This window comes from Streptomyces sp. NPDC043952, from assembly GCF_056435325.1.
Map to the genome: position 1 here is coordinate 46,693 of NZ_JBWKES010000011.1, position 14,811 is coordinate 61,503.

Sequence of the window (14,811 nt, forward strand, 5' to 3'; positions counted from 1 at the left end):
TCGTGCCCGTCCATATCGGACATAGGGGAAGAACGGTACGCATGACGGCACTTGAGGCACCGCCGGCTGTCGCACATGTGGCGTCCGGCGCGTACAACCCTGGCGGGGGCAGACGTGTCCAACTGGCGTGGCAGAGGTACTGGAACTCACCGGGGCACGCGGCACCGCGGCCCTCCGGCCGCCGCGTGCGGCGCTGCGTCCCCGCACGCCCGGCGGCATGCCGGTGATCGCGCCCATGCCAGCCGCGCGGCCCGCCCGCATACCCGGTCAGCGTGACGGCGCCGACGACACCGCGGCCACGGAGGCCGTCACCGGCACCACCGTGGACCATCTCACCGAGACCTACCGGGCGCACTACCGCTCGCTGCTGGGTCTCGCCGCCCTCCTCCTCGACGACACCGCCTCCTGCGAGGACGTCGTGCAGGAGGCGTTCATCCGGGTCCACTCGGCGCGCAAACGCGTCCGGGACCCGCAGAAGACCCTCGCCTACCTCCGGCAGACGGTCGTCAACCTCTCCCGCTCCACGCTGCGCCGCCGCATCCTCGGCCTGAAGCTGCTGGCCAAGCCGATGCCGGACATGGCGAGCGCGGAGGAGGGCGCGTACGACCAGCTGGAGCGCCGCGACCTCATCAAGGCGATGAAGGGCCTCCAGCGCCGCCAGCGGGAGGTCCTGGTGCTGCGCTACTTCGCGGACATGACCGAGGCCCAGGTCGCCGAGACGCTCGGCATCTCCCTGGGCTCGGTGAAGGCGTACGGCTCCCGCGGCATCGCCGCGCTGCGGGTGGCCATGGAGCAATCGTCATGACCTACGGCCCCCACCCCCACGCCACCACCACTCCGCACCGCACGCTGGGAACGAAACTGTGAACCACGGCCCCGACGACAGGAGCACCGAGGGCGCCGACCTCTCCGGCTCCGCCCGCGAAGGGACTGGTCCGGGCTCCGAGGGCGAGTGGCTCGCCCGGACGCTCGGCGGCCTCGGCTCGGACGAGGCGGCGGTGCGGCGGCTGCTGCACTCCGCGGTCGACGGCATCGAGCCGGACGCGAGCGCGCTGGAGCGGCTGCGCCGGGCGGTCCCCGCGCGCCGGGCCCGCAAGCGGCAGGCGGCCGTGGGCATGGCGGCGGCGGCCCTGTTCCTCGGCACGGCGATCCCGGCCCTCGTCCATGTCTCCGACTCCGGCGGCTCCGACCCGGACACCGCGATGGCCGGCCAGTCCTCCCAGGCGCACTCCGGCGCGCGGCACGGCACGGACCAGGGCGGCGGGACGAGCGGCGGCAGGGGCACGGACGGCAACCCGGCCCAGCCCGGCAAGGGCGCGGGGAAGCCGGGCGGCAAGGACGGCGGTGGCGCGGCGGGCGCGGGTGCCGCCGGTGGCGCGAACCCCTCCGCCACCCTGGCCGCGGGCGTCCCGGTGTGCACGCCGGCCCAGCTGGGCTCCGCCACGGGCAGCGCGGCCGCGCCGGACTCCACGGGGGTGGTGTACGGCACGTTCCGCGTCACCAACACCTCCTCCGGTCCCTGCACGGTGAGCGGGGCGGGCACGGTGGGCGCGAGTGCGCAGGGCGCGGCCGACCCCGCGAAGATCAGCGTCGTACGGCATGCGGCGGGCGACGCGGCGACGGGGCTGCCCGACCCCTCCCAGGAGGTCGCGGGTCTGGTCCTCCAGCCCGGTTCCGCCTACCAGGAGAAGTTCGCCTTCGTCCCCTCCGAGACCTGTCCCAGCGCGGGCGGCACGACCGGCGGCGGCACGGACGGCGGCCCGTCCCCGGACCCGACGCCCACCTCCAGCGACGGCCCGGCGGCCGACACCGGCGGCTCCGCCGGCACCGCCCCCCAACTGGGCACGGGCGGCACCCCGGCCGACGGCAGCGTCCTGATCACCCACACCCCATCCCCCGGCGGCCCCACCGCCTCGGCGACGGTACCGGGGGAGTGCGCGGGGACGGTGTATTACACGGGGGTACTGGCGGATTCGTAGGGGGACGCAGGCGGACGCCACGTCATTAAGCTGCGGGCAGTCGTGCCGCTGGGGCGGCACGGGTGGGCGCAGCGGCACCCGGCCAGCGCCGGTGAGCGATCCCGACACCCGGCCCACCACAGTTCCGGCTCAGCTACCGGACACCGTCACCGGCACACTCTCCTCCGGCGCCAAGCCCAGCGCAGCGTCCCGCGCTGCCTCGACCTCCCGCCGCAACAGCCGGAACCACATGAACACCGTGAACCCGGCGAACACGAACCACTCCCCGGTGTACCCGAGGTTCTGGAACGCCTTCAGATCGAGCCCCGTACCGTCCGGCGCCGACGCCGGCACCGCCTTCATCCCGGCATCCGCCTTGTCCAGCGTCACCCACGCGTCGTACAACCGGTCCGGCACCAGGTTGACCAGCGACGCCGAGCTGATCGCCGCCGTCTGCCCCGCGGGCAGCCCGCCCTGCGCGCTGACCCCGTTGTCCCCCGGCGTCTCGGACGCCTGCAACGCCCCGACGACGGTCACCTCACCCCGCGGCGGCGCGGGCGCCTTCGCCGCGGACGCCGTTCCGGGCAGCCACCCCCGCACCACGGGGAGCGACTTCCCGGTGCCGGTCCGCAGCAGCGTCAGGACGTAGAACCCGTTCTTCCCGTCCAGCTGCCGGCCGGGCACGAGCAGCTGCGCCCCGTACCGTCCGTGCGCGGACACCCGCCGCCCCGACGTCGCCTTGTTCACCGGCAGCATCGAATCGAGCGGGCGCGCCGCCTCGGTGCCGTCGGACGCGGCCTGCCGGGTCGCGGCGTGCGCCTCGTGCACCCGCCCCTCGAACCGGCTCAGCTGCCAGGACCCCATGAAGATGCAGAAGGGGATGGCGAGCAGCACGAAGACGTTGATGCCCCACCAGCGCGGAGTCAGCAGAAACCGGTACACGCCCCCACGGTACGGCGCCTGCCCCACCACCCCGCCCGCGGGTCGGCCCTTGTGCGCCTTCCTCAGCATGCCCATGCCGGAAAGTTATCCACAGGCTGTGCCCACCCGGCGCACAATTGTCGCCGCGGCCAGGCAGTATGGGCGCATGACTGGGGCCAAGACTGAGAGCACGAAGCCGAGCGCACCGCAGGCGCCGGGCGGCGCGGACATGCCGGACTGGGAGAAGCGGTTCCGGGCGCCGCGGGTGTCCCTGCCCGACTGGGCCGAGGACGCACCCGACCGCGCGCTGTTCGTGTCGAACGCGACGGGGACGTACGAGCTGTACGCGTGGGACCGCGCCACGGGCGAGCAGCGCCAGGCCACCGACCGGCCGAACGGCACGACGGACGGCACCCTCTCCCCGGACGGCGCCTGGATCTGGTGGTTCGACGACAAGGACGGCGACGAGTTCGGCATCTGGCGCCGCCAGCCCTTCACCGGCGGCCCCGACGAGCCGGCCGTGCCCGGCCTCGCCCCCTCCTACCCGGCCGGCCTCGCCCTGGGCCGCGACGGCCGCACCGCGGTGGTGGGCCGCTCCACGGACGAGGACGGTACGACGATCCACCTGGCCCGCGCGGGCGCCGACCCGGTGGAGATCTACCGGCACCGCGAGTCCGCGGGCGTCGGCGACCTCTCCCACGACGGCTCCCTGATCGCCATCGAGCACACCGAGCACGGCGACGCCATGCACGCCGCGCTGCGCGTCCTGCGCCCGGACGGCTCGACGGTCGCCGAGCTGGACGACACCAAGGGCGGCGCCGAGGAACTGGGCCTTGAGGTGCTGGGCTTCGCCCCGGTCGAGGGCGACACCCGGCTGCTCATCGGGCACCAGCGCCGGGGCCGCTGGGAGCCGCTGGTGTGGGACGTGGCCTCGGGGGAGGAGACGGACCTCGCCCTGGAGCTGCCCGGCGACGTCAGCGCCGAGTGGTACCCGGACGGCTCGGGCCTGCTCATCGCGCACAGCTTCGAGGCCCGCAGCGAACTGTTCCGGTACGACCTGGCGACCCGCGAGCTGACCCGCGTCCCCACCCCGCCCGGTACCGTCTCCGGGGCCACCGCGCGCCCGGACGGCAGCGTGGAGTACCTGTGGTCCTCGGCCGCCGAGCCGTCGGCCGTGCGGTCCACCTCCGGCGGTGTGGTCCTGGACCCTCCCCCAGCTGACGCCGGGGGGACCCCCAGCATGAAGTGCCCGCCGTCGGTGCCGGTGGAGGACGTGTGGGTGGAGGGCCCCGGCGGCCGTATCCACGCCCTGATCCAGAAGCCCGCGGGCGCGAGCGGTCCCCTGCCCACCGTCTTCGACCTGCACGGCGGCCCGACCTGGCACGACAGCGACTCCTTCGCCTCGGGCCCGGCCGCCTGGGTGGACCACGGGTACGCGGTGGTCCGCGTCAACTACCGCGGCTCCACCGGGTACGGCCGCGCGTGGACCGACGCCCTCAAGCACCGGGTCGGCCTGATCGAGCTGGAGGACGTGGCGGCGGTCCGCGACTGGGCGGTCTCCTCGGGCCTCGCCGACCCCGACCGCCTGGTGCTGACCGGCGGCTCCTGGGGCGGCTACCTCACCCTCCTCGGCCTCGGCACCCAGCCGGAGGCGTGGGCGGTGGGCATCGCGGTCGTCCCGGTCGCGGACTACGTCACGGCGTACCACGACGAGATGGAGGCGCTGAAGGCCATGGACCGCACCCTCCTCGGCGGCACCCCCGAGGAGGTCCCGGAGCGCTTCGAGGCGTCCTCCCCGCTCACCTATGTCGACCGCGTCAAGGCCCCGGTCTACATCTCGGCGGGTGTCAACGACCCCCGCTGCCCCATCCGCCAGATCGACAACTACATCCACCGCCTCCAGTCCCTCGGCGCCACCCACGAGGTGTACCGCTACGACGCCGGCCACGGCTCTCTGGTCGTCGACGAGCGCATCAAGCAGGTGGCCCTGGAACTGGACTTCGCCAAACGCCACCTCCCGTCATAACCACCGGGCCCGACCCCCGGTTCCGGCCTCCGGGCCACCGGCTCCGCCCCCGCCCCGCCACCGATTCCGCCCCCGTCCCGCCACCGGTTCCGGTCTCCGGGTCTCCGGTTCCGGCTCCGGTTCGCCGCCGTTTCCGGTCTCAGCCTCGGCCCCCGCCGGGTTGTCACCGGTTCCGGTCTTCGCCTCGCCCTCTCCAAGCCGGTGCCCGGGCCGGTGACCTCTTGGCCGACCGAGTCGGGTGGTGGGTGGGCGAGGTGGGGGAGGCGGTGGGCGGGGTCAGCGCAGGGTGGCCAGGCCGCGGCGGGTGACGGCGACCACCACGCGGTCCCCCTTCGCCAGCACATGGTCCGCGGGGGTGTCGCTACGGCCCGCGAGCGCCAGCACCCGCCAGGCGCCGGGGCGGAACGCCTGGCCCACCGTCCGGCCCTCCAGCATCGGATGGCCGTCCACGTCGACCGCGGCGAACAGCAGCACCTGCCGCTCCACCGCCACCGCGCCGAGCACCTGCCGGCCGAGCATCGCCCCGGCGAACGCGGGCGCCGCCAGATGCGTCACGCTCCGGCTCCGGGTCAGGGCGTGCGGGTACGCGGCACGCAGGGTGCGGTAGACCGCGGTGGCGAAGTCGTCGTCGTACAGCCGCAGCACCACCCGCAGCTCCGGCCGTACCGTCCGCGCGTACAGCACCGCCTCCAGGTTCGTGGTGTCCGAGCTGGTCACCGCGAGCAGTGCCTGCGCCCGGCTGATCTTCGCGGACTCCAGCACCCCCTCCTGCGTGACGTCCCCGAGCACCACCGGCACCCGCAGCCGCCGCGCCGTCGCCAGTCCCCGCGCCTCCGGGTCGGACTCGACGCACACCACGGGCACGTTCAGCTCCCGCAGCCGGGTCAGCACCCGTGTGCCGATCTTGCCGAGGCCCAGCAGCACCACATGCCCGCCGAGCCCGCGCGGCGGCCTGCGCAGCGAGGTGGCGGTGCGGAAGGTGCCCAGCACTTCGAGGACCGCGGCCAGCAGCACCGGCAGCAGCAGCAACCCCACCAGCGCGGACAGGAGTTGGAGCAGCTGGCGGCCGAGCGGCGCGCCGAGGGCCGGGTCGTCGATGGCGAACATGTCGAGCAGGGTGAGGTAGAAGGCTCGCACCGGATGGATCCCGGTGACCGTCCACAGGGCGATCGCCAGCGCCAGCACACAGCCGACCAGACCGGCCAGCGACCACCGCAGCCGCCGTGAGAACAGCGAGTTGAGCCAGGGGACGACCCCCGCCCCGCCCGCCGCCGACTCCGGGCCGCCCGCCGTCGAGACCTGCTCCAGCACGATCGCCGTCCGCCCGGCGGCCCCCCGTACCTCCTCGTCGGCCGGCAGCAGCCGCGGCTCCTGGTCCCCGCCGGCCGCCCCGGTGGGGTCGTTCACCGACAGCAGGGCGAGGGTGTGCAGCCCGGAGTCGGCGGGCAGCGGCCGTTCCACCGCCCGCAGCAGCAGGCCCTCGGTCTGCACGACCTTGCTGGTGCCGGCGAGCGCGGTCGCGGCCAGCGCCGGCGCGGCGGTGTCGGCGTCGGACAGCACGGTGGTCGAGGCTTCCGCGCCCGCGTCGTCCCCGCCGTCGTACGCCAACGCCGCCGCCTGGTCGAGGAGTTCCTCGATGTGCTGGCCGAGCCGCCGGTTGTAGAGCCGCAGCACCAGCCGCAGCCGCGGGTTGAGCCGGCGGGCGGTGAGCGCGGCACGGATGTTGGTCTCGTCGTCGTCGTGCACCAGCGCGAGCGCGGTGGCCCGCCCCACCCCAGCCTCGGCGAGCACCGCCTCGGTCAACTCCCCGGCTTCCAGCACGGCTTCACCGCCCGAACCGCCCGAACCGCCCGCACCACCCACCGCGGACGCCGCCCCCGCCGTCGCCGGCCCGCCCGTCCCGCCGGGCCGGCCGCCGACCGCCGCGTTGACCATCCGGTCGAGCAGCGCCGCCGACGCGGTCCGCGCCCGGCCGACCACCGGCCCTCTCGCCGCGCGCTCGGCGGGCGGCACCACGAGGGTGACCTGCTCGCCGTACACCCCGCGCAACTCGGCCGCCAGCCGGTGCGCGAGCCCGTCGTCCCCGCACACCACCATGTGGGGTGCGCCGGGTCCCCCTTGAAACGGAACACTCGCCACGAGGGGAAAGACTGCCTCAGCGGGACACCTGGTTCCACTGCCGCCGCGGCGGCTGACGGACGGTCAGCGTCCCTGCGCCGCCTGCTCGAAGTCGAACCGCGCCAGATCCGCGAGCCACACCCGCGCGTTGCCGTCCGAGGGGGCCCGCCAGTCGCCGCGCGGGGAGAGGGAGCCGCCGGCCGAGACCTTGGGCCCGTTCGGCATGGCCGAGCGCTTGAACTGGGCGAACGCGAAGAAGCGGCGGCAGAAGACCTCCAGCCAGCGCACGATCTCCGCGAGGTCGTACGCCCCCCGCTTGGCCTCGGGGAAGCCGGGCGGCCAGGCGCCGGAGGCCGGGTCGTGCCAGGCGTGCCAGGCCAGGAAGGCGATCTTCGAGGGGCGGAAGCCGTAGCGCAGCACGTGGAAGAGGGTGAAGTCGTGCAACGCGTACGGGCCGATCTTCGACTCGGTGGACTGCATCTCCTCGCCCGGCACCAGCTCCGGGCTGATCTCGGTGTCCAGGATCGCGGCCAGGATCTCGCCGGTCTCCGCGTCGAACTGCTCGCTGCTGATCACCCAGCGGATCAGGTGCTGGATCAGCGTCTTGGGCACGCCGGAGTTGACGTTGTAGTGGCTCATCTGGTCGCCGACGCCGTACGTCGACCAGCCGAGCGCCAGCTCGGACAGGTCGCCGGTGCCGAGCACGATGCCGCCGCGCTGGTTGGCCAGCCGGAACAGGTAGTCGGTGCGCAGGCCCGCCTGGACGTTCTCGAACGTGACGTCGTACACCGGCTCGCCCTCGGCGAAGGGGTGGCCCATCTCCTTGAGCATCAGCCGCGCGGTCGGCGTGATGTCCAGCTCGGCCGCGGTGATGCCGAGCGCCCGCATCAGCCGGTGCGCGTTGTCCTTGGTGTGGTCGCTGGTCGCGAAGCCGGGCAGGGTGAAGCCCAGGATGTCGCTGCGCGGGCGCCCGGCGCGGTCCATCGCGCGGGCGGCGACGATCAGCGCGTGCGTGGAGTCCAGACCGCCGGAGACGCCGATGACCACCTTGGGGCCGCCGATCGCCCCGAGCCGCTGCTGGAGCCCCTCGACCTGGATGTTGTACGCCTCGTAGCAGTCCAGGGCGAGCCGGTCGGGGTCGGCGGGCACGAACGGGAAGCGCTCCACCCGGCGCCGCAGCCCCAGGTCGGCGGCGAGCGGCGGGTCCAGCACGAAGGAGACCGTGCGGAAGTCGCCGGTGCGGGCGGCGTGGGTACGGCGGTTGTCGTCGAAGCTGCCCATCCGGCTGCGCTCCTGCCGCAGCAGGTCGAGGTCGACGTCGGCCGCCGCGAACTGCTCGCCGAGCGGGAAGCGCTCGGACTCGGCCAGCAGCACCCCGTTCTCGTAGATCATCGTCTGCCCGTCCCAGGACAGGTCGGTGGTCGACTCGCCGAGACCGGCCGCCGCGTAGACGTACGCGGCCAGGCAGCGGGAGGAGGCCGAGCGGCACAGCAGCTTGCGGTCCTCGGCGCGGCCCACGGTGATCGGGCTGCCGGAGAGGTTCGCGAGCACCGTCGCCCCCGCGAGCGCCGCCTCCGCGCTCGGCGGCACCGGCACCCACATGTCCTCGCAGATCTCCGCGTGCAGCACCAGTCCGGGCACGTCGTCGGCGGCGAACAGCAGATCCACACCGAACGGCACGTCCGCGCCGCCGACCCGGATGGTGCCGCCGCGCTCGTCGTCGGCCGCGGCGATCTGGCGGCGCTCGTAGAACTCCCGGTAGTTCGGCGGGTACGACTTCGGGGCCACGCCGAGGATCTTGCCGCGGTGCACGACGACCGCGCAGTTGTAGATCCGGTTGCGGTGGCGCAGCGGGGCGCCGACGACGAGCACCGGCAGCAGGTCGGCGGACCCGGCGACCACCTCCGCCAGGGCCGCCTCGACCGCGTCCAGCAGCGGGTCCTGGAGCAGCAGGTCCTCGATCGAGTAGCCGCACAGCACCATCTCCGGGAAGACGGCGACGGCGACGCCCTCCCCGGCGCACCGGCGTGCCTGGCGCAGGACCGATTCGGCGTTGGCGCGGGGGTCGGCGATGACGGTGTGGCCCGTGCACGCGGCGATGCGCGCGAAGCCATGCTGATAGATCGACCAGAAGTTCACAGGGGGAAGCCTAGAACTTCCGTGCCACGGCGGTCGCGGGCGCTCGCCTTGGCCCCGAATCCGGACGTACAGTACCCCTAGGGGTATTTGCTGGAGGAGTGAGCGTGGAACTGGAGCTCAAGGGCGCGTCCCTGAAGGCCGTCCTGAACCGGCTGCGGCGTGCGCAGGGCCAGATCTCCGGGGTGATCCGGATGATCGAGGAGGGCCGGGACTGCGAGGAGGTCGTCACCCAGCTGGCCGCCGCCTCGCGGGCGCTGGACCGCGCCGGTTTCGCGATCATCGCCACCGGGCTCCAGCAGTGCGTGGCCGACATCGAGTCGGGCCGCAGGAACGGGGAGGACGCGGAGGCGATGAAGGCACGGATGGAGCGGCTGTTCCTGTCGCTGGCGTGAGGCGCGGCCCGCTGGAACTCCTGAGGGCTCACCGGTGGGACTTCCGGGGGCTCACCAGTGGGGCTCCGGGGTGCTCGCCTGCGTGACTCTTGGGTGCTCGCCGGCGGGGCACCGGGGTGCTCGCCTTCGTGACCCCTGGGTGCGCTCGCCTGCGTGACTCCTGGCGGCGCTCGAACACCCGCGCGCGGGCCGTTCGGCCCTAGCCGCCCCCCGCCCGCCCTGACTTCACTGGTCCGTCGGCCCCCGACCACCACCGGCAAGGCGGAACGCCCGATGACCAGCGACACGACCACCGGCGCCACCCCCCGGCAGCGGGACCGGCGCGGCAGCCGGACCGTCCCGCCCGAGACCACGACCACCGCCTCCCGCGCCTGCGCCTGGCTGCTGATCGTGACCGGCGCGCTCGGCATCCTCGCCTCCTTCGTGATCACGCTCGACAAGATCCAGCTGATCCAGGACCCGCACTTCACCCCCTCCTGCAACCTCAGCCCGGTGCTGTCCTGCTCCAACGTGATGCGCAGCGCCCAGGCGTCCGTCTTCGGCTTCCCCAACCCCCTGCTGGGCCTCGCGGCGTACCCCGTCGTGGTCACCACCGGCTTCGCCCTGCTGGCCGGCGCCCGCTTCCGGCGCTGGTTCTGGCTCGGCCTGAACGCGGGCACGGCATTCGGCGCGGGCTTCTGCATGTGGCTGATGAGCCAGGCCCTGTACGACATCGGCGCGCTGTGCCTGTGGTGCTGCCTGGCCTGGGCGGCCACCATCGCGATGTTCTGGTACACCACCGCGCACAACCTGACGCACGGCGTCATCCGGGCACCGCGCGCCGTGGTGGCGGGCGTGCTGGAGTTCCACTGGGTGGTGCCGCTGACCTGGTACCTGGCCATCGTGATGCTGATCGCCACCCGGTGGTGGGACTACTGGGTGTCGCTGCTGTGACCCCGTTTCCACGGCGACCGGGGCCAACCGGCCCTGCCTGCCCGCGCGTTGCCCCGGTTAGCGTCGCGCGATGGAGCGCAAGAACATCCCCGATCCCGGCTTTGCGGGCGACGACGGCTCACCCGACCCCCGCCTCGCCGCCGCCCTGACCACCTGGTCCGAGGCCCCCTCCACCACGGCGGAGACCACCCTGCTCGCCCTGCTCGCGAACGCCCGCCTGCTGGTACCGGTCGTCGCCGTCCTCGGCAGGACGGAGACCGGCCCGGCCGGCGGCGCGGGCGAGGGCCCGTACGGCGGAGGGGGTGAGCGGCCGTACGGCGGAGGGGGTGAGCGGCCGTACGGCGGCGCGGGCGAGAGCCCGTACGGCGGAGAGGATGAGCGCCCGTTCGGCGGAGAGGGCGAGCGCCCGGACGGCGGGGCGGGTGAGTGCCCGGACGGCGGCGCTGGCGAGGCCCCGGACGGCCGCGCGGGCGGGAAGACGAGCGCCATGGCGGTCGCCACCCTGTGCCTGCCCGACGGCCGCCGCGGGCTGCCGGCCTTCACCGGCCTGGACGCGCTGGCCCGGTGGCGCCCCGACGCCCGCCCCGCACCGGTACCGGCCTGCAAGGCGGTCGAGGCGGCCTGGCACGCGGGCGCCGAGACCCTCCTGATCGACCTGAGCGGCCCGGTCTTCTACGAACTCTCCGGCGCCGCCCTGCGCGCGGTCGCCGAACGCCGCCCTCATCTGCCCCCGCCGCGCGACCCCGAGATCGCCGGCGCCCTGCGTACGATCCTGGCCTGCCACCCCGCCGTCGGCCGCGCCCACCTGCTGCCGGCCACGGGGGACACGGACGCCCGGCTCGTCGTCGTACCGGCGTCGTCCGGGACGGAGGGCCAACTGCCCGCGGCCGCCCACAACTTGGCCGGAGCCGTACGGGACCTGGCCGCCGACCTGGCCGGGGACCCGCTGCTGCGGGCGCGTCTTGACCGGGGCCTCGACCTCGCGGTCGTACCGGCGGACAGGGCGGTCTTCGGCACCCCGCTGTACCGCCGCCACTGACCGGTGCGAGCGGGGCAAGAAGGGCCACCCGGCCCTGCCGAGGGCCGCGGCCGGGCCTGTTGGGCCCTATCGGCGGGGGGTGCCCGCGGGCCGATCATGTGGCGGGCCGGGAAGCGCCGGGTCCACCACCCGCACGCGTGGCGCTTCCCGGCCGGCTCCGACACGCACAGCTGGGAGGGACGCCGTCCGGTGGACGAGGCACAGATACACAAGGTGATGACCGACCGGCCGGGCGCCGGGGTCACCGGGGCCGGCGCGCGGCAGCCCGCCGCCGTACGACGCGCACGGCCCACCTGGATCCAGTGGCTGACCACCACGGACCACAAGCAGATCGGGACGATGTACCTGGTCTGCGCGTTCGCGTTCTTCCTGATCGGCGGCGTGCTGGCGCTGCTGATGCGCGCCGAGCTGGCCCGGCCCGGACTCCAGATCATGACGAACGAGCAGTTCAACCAGGCCTTCACCATGCACGGCTCGATCATGCTGCTGCTGTTCGCGATGCCGCTGTTCACCGGCTTCGCGAACTGGATCATGCCGCTCCAGATCGGCGCGCCCGACGTGGCGTTCCCCCGGCTGAACATGCTGGCCTTCTGGCTGTTCCTGTTCGGCTCGCTGATCGCGGCGGGCGGCTTCCTGACGCCCGACGGCGCGGCGGACTTCGGGTGGTTCCTGTACGCCCCGCTGTCCGACGCCGTGCACTCGCCGGGGCTCGGCTCCGACCTGTGGATCATGGGCGTGGCGCTGTCCGGCTTCGGCTCGATCGCGGGCGCGGTCAACTTCATCACCACGATCATCTGCATGCGCGCGCCCGGCATGACCATGTTCCGCATGCCGATCTTCGTATGGAACGTGCTGCTGACCGCGCTCCTGGTCCTGATCGTCTTCCCGGTCCTGGCCGCGGCCCTGTTCGCGCTGGAGTGCGACCGCAAGTTCGGCAGCCACATCTTCGACGCGGCCAACGGCGGCGCCCTGCTGTGGCAGCACCTCTTCTGGTTCTTCGGCCATCCGGAGGTCTACATCCTGGCGCTGCCGTTCTTCGGCATCATCTCCGAGATCATCCCGGTCTTCTCCCGCAAGCCGATGTTCGGCTACATGGGCCTGATCGGCGCCACGATCGCCATCGCCGGCCTGTCGGTCACCGTCTGGGCGCACCACATGTACGTCACCGGCGGCGTGCTGCTTCCCTTCTTCTCCTTCATGACCTTCCTGATCGCGGTGCCGACCGGGGTGAAGTTCTTCAACTGGATCGGCACCATGTGGAAGGGTTCACTCTCCTTCGAGACCCCGATGCTCTGGGCCACCGGCTTCCTGATCACCTTCGTCTTCGGCGGTCTGACCGGCGTGATCCTGGCCTCCCCACCGATGGACTTCCACCTGTCCGACTCGTACTTCGTGGTGGCCCACTTCCACTACACGATCTTCGGTACGGTCGTGTACGCGATGTTCGCCGGATTCCACTTCTGGTGGCCGAAGTTCACCGGCAAGCTGCTGGACGAACGCCTCGGCAAGATCACCTTCTGGACGCTGACGGCGGGCTTCCACCTCACCTTCCTCGTGCAGCACTGGCTGGGCGCCGAGGGCATGCCGCGCCGGTACGCCGACTACCTCGCGACCGACGGCTTCACCACCCTCAACACCCTGTCCACGATCGGCTCGTTCCTCCTCGGCCTGTCCATCCTTCCGTTCTTCTACAACGTCTGGAAGACCGCCAAGTACGCCGAGCCGGTGGGCGTGGACGACCCCTGGGGCTACGGCCGTTCCCTGGAGTGGGCGACCTCCTGCCCGCCCCCGCGCCACAACTTCACCACCCTGCCCCGCATCCGCAGCGAATCCCCGGCGTTCGACCTGCACCACCCGGAGATCGCGGCCCTGGAGCTTCTGGAAACCCCGTAGTCCCACGGAGGCCCTTGGGGCAGAGACGGCGGGATGGTGCTCGCTCCCCTCAGGCGGCGGCGGGAGCGTGGAGACCCGCCGCCAGCCGCCGAAAGCCTTTTGCTGAGCGCCGCCCGGCCCCCTCGACCTCGAAAGAACCCGAAAGAGCCCGAAAGAGCCCGAAAGAGCCCGGAAGCCCGAAAGAGAGAGACCCCAGCCATGCCCCACCCCGTACCGGCCCTGGCCACCACCGCGGTGACCGCCGCTGGCTGCGTCTGGTACCTCCCGGCCCTCGCCGACCTCCGCGCGGGCGCCGACCGCCCGGTGTCCCGCAGGGTGCGGGCCGCGTCCTGCGTGACGGCGTGGTCGACGGCGGCGGCCGTCGCCGTACTCCTCTTCACGACGACCCCCTGGGCCTGGCCGGCGACCGCCGCCACGACGGGCGCCCTCCTGTCCCTCGCCCTCCTCGTCTCTTCGTCCCTCCTCCACACCCGCGAAACCCGCGAAGCCGCCGCCCACTGGACGGAGTTGACCCCCACCCAGACCCCACCGCCCCCCGACCGCACCCGCTACGTGGTCGCCGTCCTCCTCACCACCGGCCTGACCACCGCAACCCTCCTCCTGGCCGAGGCCCCCACCACCCCGACCGCCTGGCTGACCACCCTCACCACCCCCACCGCCATCCTGACCCTCTTCACCACCCTGGCCACCACCCACATCCGCCACCGCCGCCACTCTCACTGACCACCCCGCCCCCGCCTCGGGCGGGCCGCTCTCCCTCACCCACCCGTGCGCCCCGCCCGCTCCTCCCGTATGCGGCGTCACCTAGGTACGCACGGTCCGCCCGCGGTACAACGAACCTCTGATCCCCCGGAACTCCAGGTCGAGGCCGAGGCCGTCCCGTTCGGCGTGGATGTGCAGATGCGGCTCGCTGCTGTTCCCCGATTCGCCGGCCTCGCCGAGCGGCTGACCGGCCCGTACGACATCACCCGCGGCCACGGTCACGGTGCCCGGCCGCAGCTGGGCGAGCTTGACGATCTCGGCGCCCGTGTCGATCCACACGCCGCTACCGCGCCGAGGAGATCGCCGACACCCTCGGCTGCTCGGCCTGGTGGGTCGAGGACCGCGCGCGACGGCGCCTGATACCGCACACCCGGGTCGGCCGCGCCTACCGCTTCACCGCCGAGCATCTCGCCGAGATCATCCGCCTTTACGAGCAGCGGCCGGCCCAGCCCGCGCAGGCAGCCGCACGGGCGACCGAGCCGTTCTCCGAGCCCGGTACGCAGACCGGCTCCGCGCAACCTCGCCGCCGTGTCGTTGCTCCGACGACCCGCCTGCGGGCCCGCCCGCCGCGCACAGTACGGCGCTGTCGCGTGACCCGATCGAATCTGCCGTAGCCGAGGAAAGGAAGCG

At 73.4% G+C, this 14,811-nt stretch carries 13 protein-coding genes; 9 read left to right on the forward strand and 4 right to left on the reverse strand.

The annotated features are described in order from the left end of the window. The first annotated feature begins 127 nt into the window (after window positions 1–127). Together AC069R_RS15330 and AC069R_RS15335 are read left to right on the forward strand one after the other, a co-directional pair. Window positions 128–805, forward strand: a complete 678-nt coding sequence (locus tag AC069R_RS15330; RefSeq protein ID WP_397984831.1) for a SigE family RNA polymerase sigma factor — start codon at window positions 128–130, stop codon at window positions 803–805. Window positions 806–863: 58 nt separating this feature from the next. Continuing rightward, window positions 864–1,979 (forward strand): hypothetical protein, encoded by a 1,116-nt coding sequence (locus tag AC069R_RS15335; protein ID WP_478767290.1) that lies wholly within the window; start codon window positions 864–866, stop codon window positions 1,977–1,979. 129 nt (window positions 1,980–2,108) lie between these two features. Here the strand turns inward: AC069R_RS15335 and AC069R_RS15340 are convergent, their stop codons facing one another. Beyond that, a complete protein-coding gene (locus AC069R_RS15340) occupies window positions 2,109–2,900 on the reverse strand; it encodes an SURF1 family protein (RefSeq protein ID WP_478767410.1) in 792 nt (263 codons plus the stop codon). 208 nt (window positions 2,901–3,108) lie between these two features. Here AC069R_RS15340 and AC069R_RS15345 point away from each other — a divergent pair, with 208 nt between their 5' ends. After that, complete coding sequence (locus AC069R_RS15345; RefSeq protein WP_478767411.1) at window positions 3,109–4,905, forward strand: S9 family peptidase; 1,797 nt, start codon at window positions 3,109–3,111, stop codon at window positions 4,903–4,905. Between the two features lie 276 nt (window positions 4,906–5,181). On the opposite strand, the gene AC069R_RS15350 is transcribed toward AC069R_RS15345, so the two are convergent. Together AC069R_RS15350 and AC069R_RS15355 are read right to left on the reverse strand one after the other, a co-directional pair. Further along, entirely contained in the window at window positions 5,182–7,002 is a 1,821-nt protein-coding gene (locus AC069R_RS15350; RefSeq protein WP_478767291.1) for a potassium channel family protein, read from the reverse strand. 105 nt (window positions 7,003–7,107) lie between these two features. Next, entirely contained in the window at window positions 7,108–9,162 is a 2,055-nt protein-coding gene (locus AC069R_RS15355) for an NAD(+) synthase (RefSeq protein ID WP_478767292.1), read from the reverse strand. A gap of 104 nt (window positions 9,163–9,266) precedes the next feature. Between AC069R_RS15355 and AC069R_RS15360 the strand changes: the two genes are divergently transcribed. The 5 genes from AC069R_RS15360 (at window position 9,267) to AC069R_RS15380 (ending at window position 14,142) form a co-directional block, all read left to right on the forward strand. Continuing rightward, the gene (locus AC069R_RS15360; RefSeq protein WP_478767293.1) at window positions 9,267–9,554 is read left to right on the forward strand and encodes a metal-sensitive transcriptional regulator; all 288 of its coding nucleotides are present in this window, start codon (window positions 9,267–9,269) and stop codon (window positions 9,552–9,554) included. Between the two features lie 273 nt (window positions 9,555–9,827). Continuing rightward, complete coding sequence (locus tag AC069R_RS15365; RefSeq protein ID WP_478767294.1) at window positions 9,828–10,487, forward strand: vitamin K epoxide reductase family protein; 660 nt, start codon at window positions 9,828–9,830, stop codon at window positions 10,485–10,487. A 70-nt stretch (window positions 10,488–10,557) separates the two neighbouring features. Further along, a complete protein-coding gene (locus AC069R_RS15370) occupies window positions 10,558–11,526 on the forward strand; it encodes an SseB family protein (protein WP_478767295.1) in 969 nt (322 codons plus the stop codon). 216 nt (window positions 11,527–11,742) lie between these two features. Then, on the forward strand, window positions 11,743–13,419 hold the full coding sequence (ctaD, locus tag AC069R_RS15375; RefSeq protein WP_478767412.1) for an aa3-type cytochrome oxidase subunit I: 1,677 nt from the start codon (window positions 11,743–11,745) through the stop codon (window positions 13,417–13,419). Window positions 13,420–13,617: 198 nt separating this feature from the next. Beyond that, complete coding sequence (locus tag AC069R_RS15380) at window positions 13,618–14,142, forward strand: hypothetical protein (protein WP_478767296.1); 525 nt, start codon at window positions 13,618–13,620, stop codon at window positions 14,140–14,142. A gap of 81 nt (window positions 14,143–14,223) precedes the next feature. Here AC069R_RS15380 and AC069R_RS15385 read toward each other — a convergent pair whose 3' ends face one another. After that, a complete protein-coding gene (locus tag AC069R_RS15385) occupies window positions 14,224–14,460 on the reverse strand; it encodes a M23 family metallopeptidase (RefSeq protein WP_478767297.1) in 237 nt (78 codons plus the stop codon). 20 nt (window positions 14,461–14,480) lie between these two features. On the opposite strand from AC069R_RS15385, the gene AC069R_RS15390 reads away from it, so the two are divergent. Further along, window positions 14,481–14,795 (forward strand): DNA-binding protein, encoded by a 315-nt coding sequence (locus AC069R_RS15390; RefSeq protein ID WP_478767413.1) that lies wholly within the window; start codon window positions 14,481–14,483, stop codon window positions 14,793–14,795. Window positions 14,796–14,811 lie beyond the last annotated feature (16 nt).

Coding starts and splice junctions, on each gene's coding strand:
- AC069R_RS15345 (WP_478767411.1), top strand. CDS start 3,109: ATGCCGGACTGGGAGAAGCGGTTCCGGGCGCCGCGGGTGTCCCTGCCC.
- AC069R_RS15350 (WP_478767291.1), bottom strand. CDS start 7,002: ATGGTGGTGTGCGGGGACGACGGGCTCGCGCACCGGCTGGCGGCCGAG.
- AC069R_RS15365 (WP_478767294.1), top strand. CDS start 9,828: ATGACCAGCGACACGACCACCGGCGCCACCCCCCGGCAGCGGGACCGG.
- AC069R_RS15370 (WP_478767295.1), top strand. CDS start 10,558: ATGGAGCGCAAGAACATCCCCGATCCCGGCTTTGCGGGCGACGACGGC.
- ctaD (WP_478767412.1), top strand. CDS start 11,743: ATGACCGACCGGCCGGGCGCCGGGGTCACCGGGGCCGGCGCGCGGCAG.
- AC069R_RS15380 (WP_478767296.1), top strand. CDS start 13,618: ATGCCCCACCCCGTACCGGCCCTGGCCACCACCGCGGTGACCGCCGCT.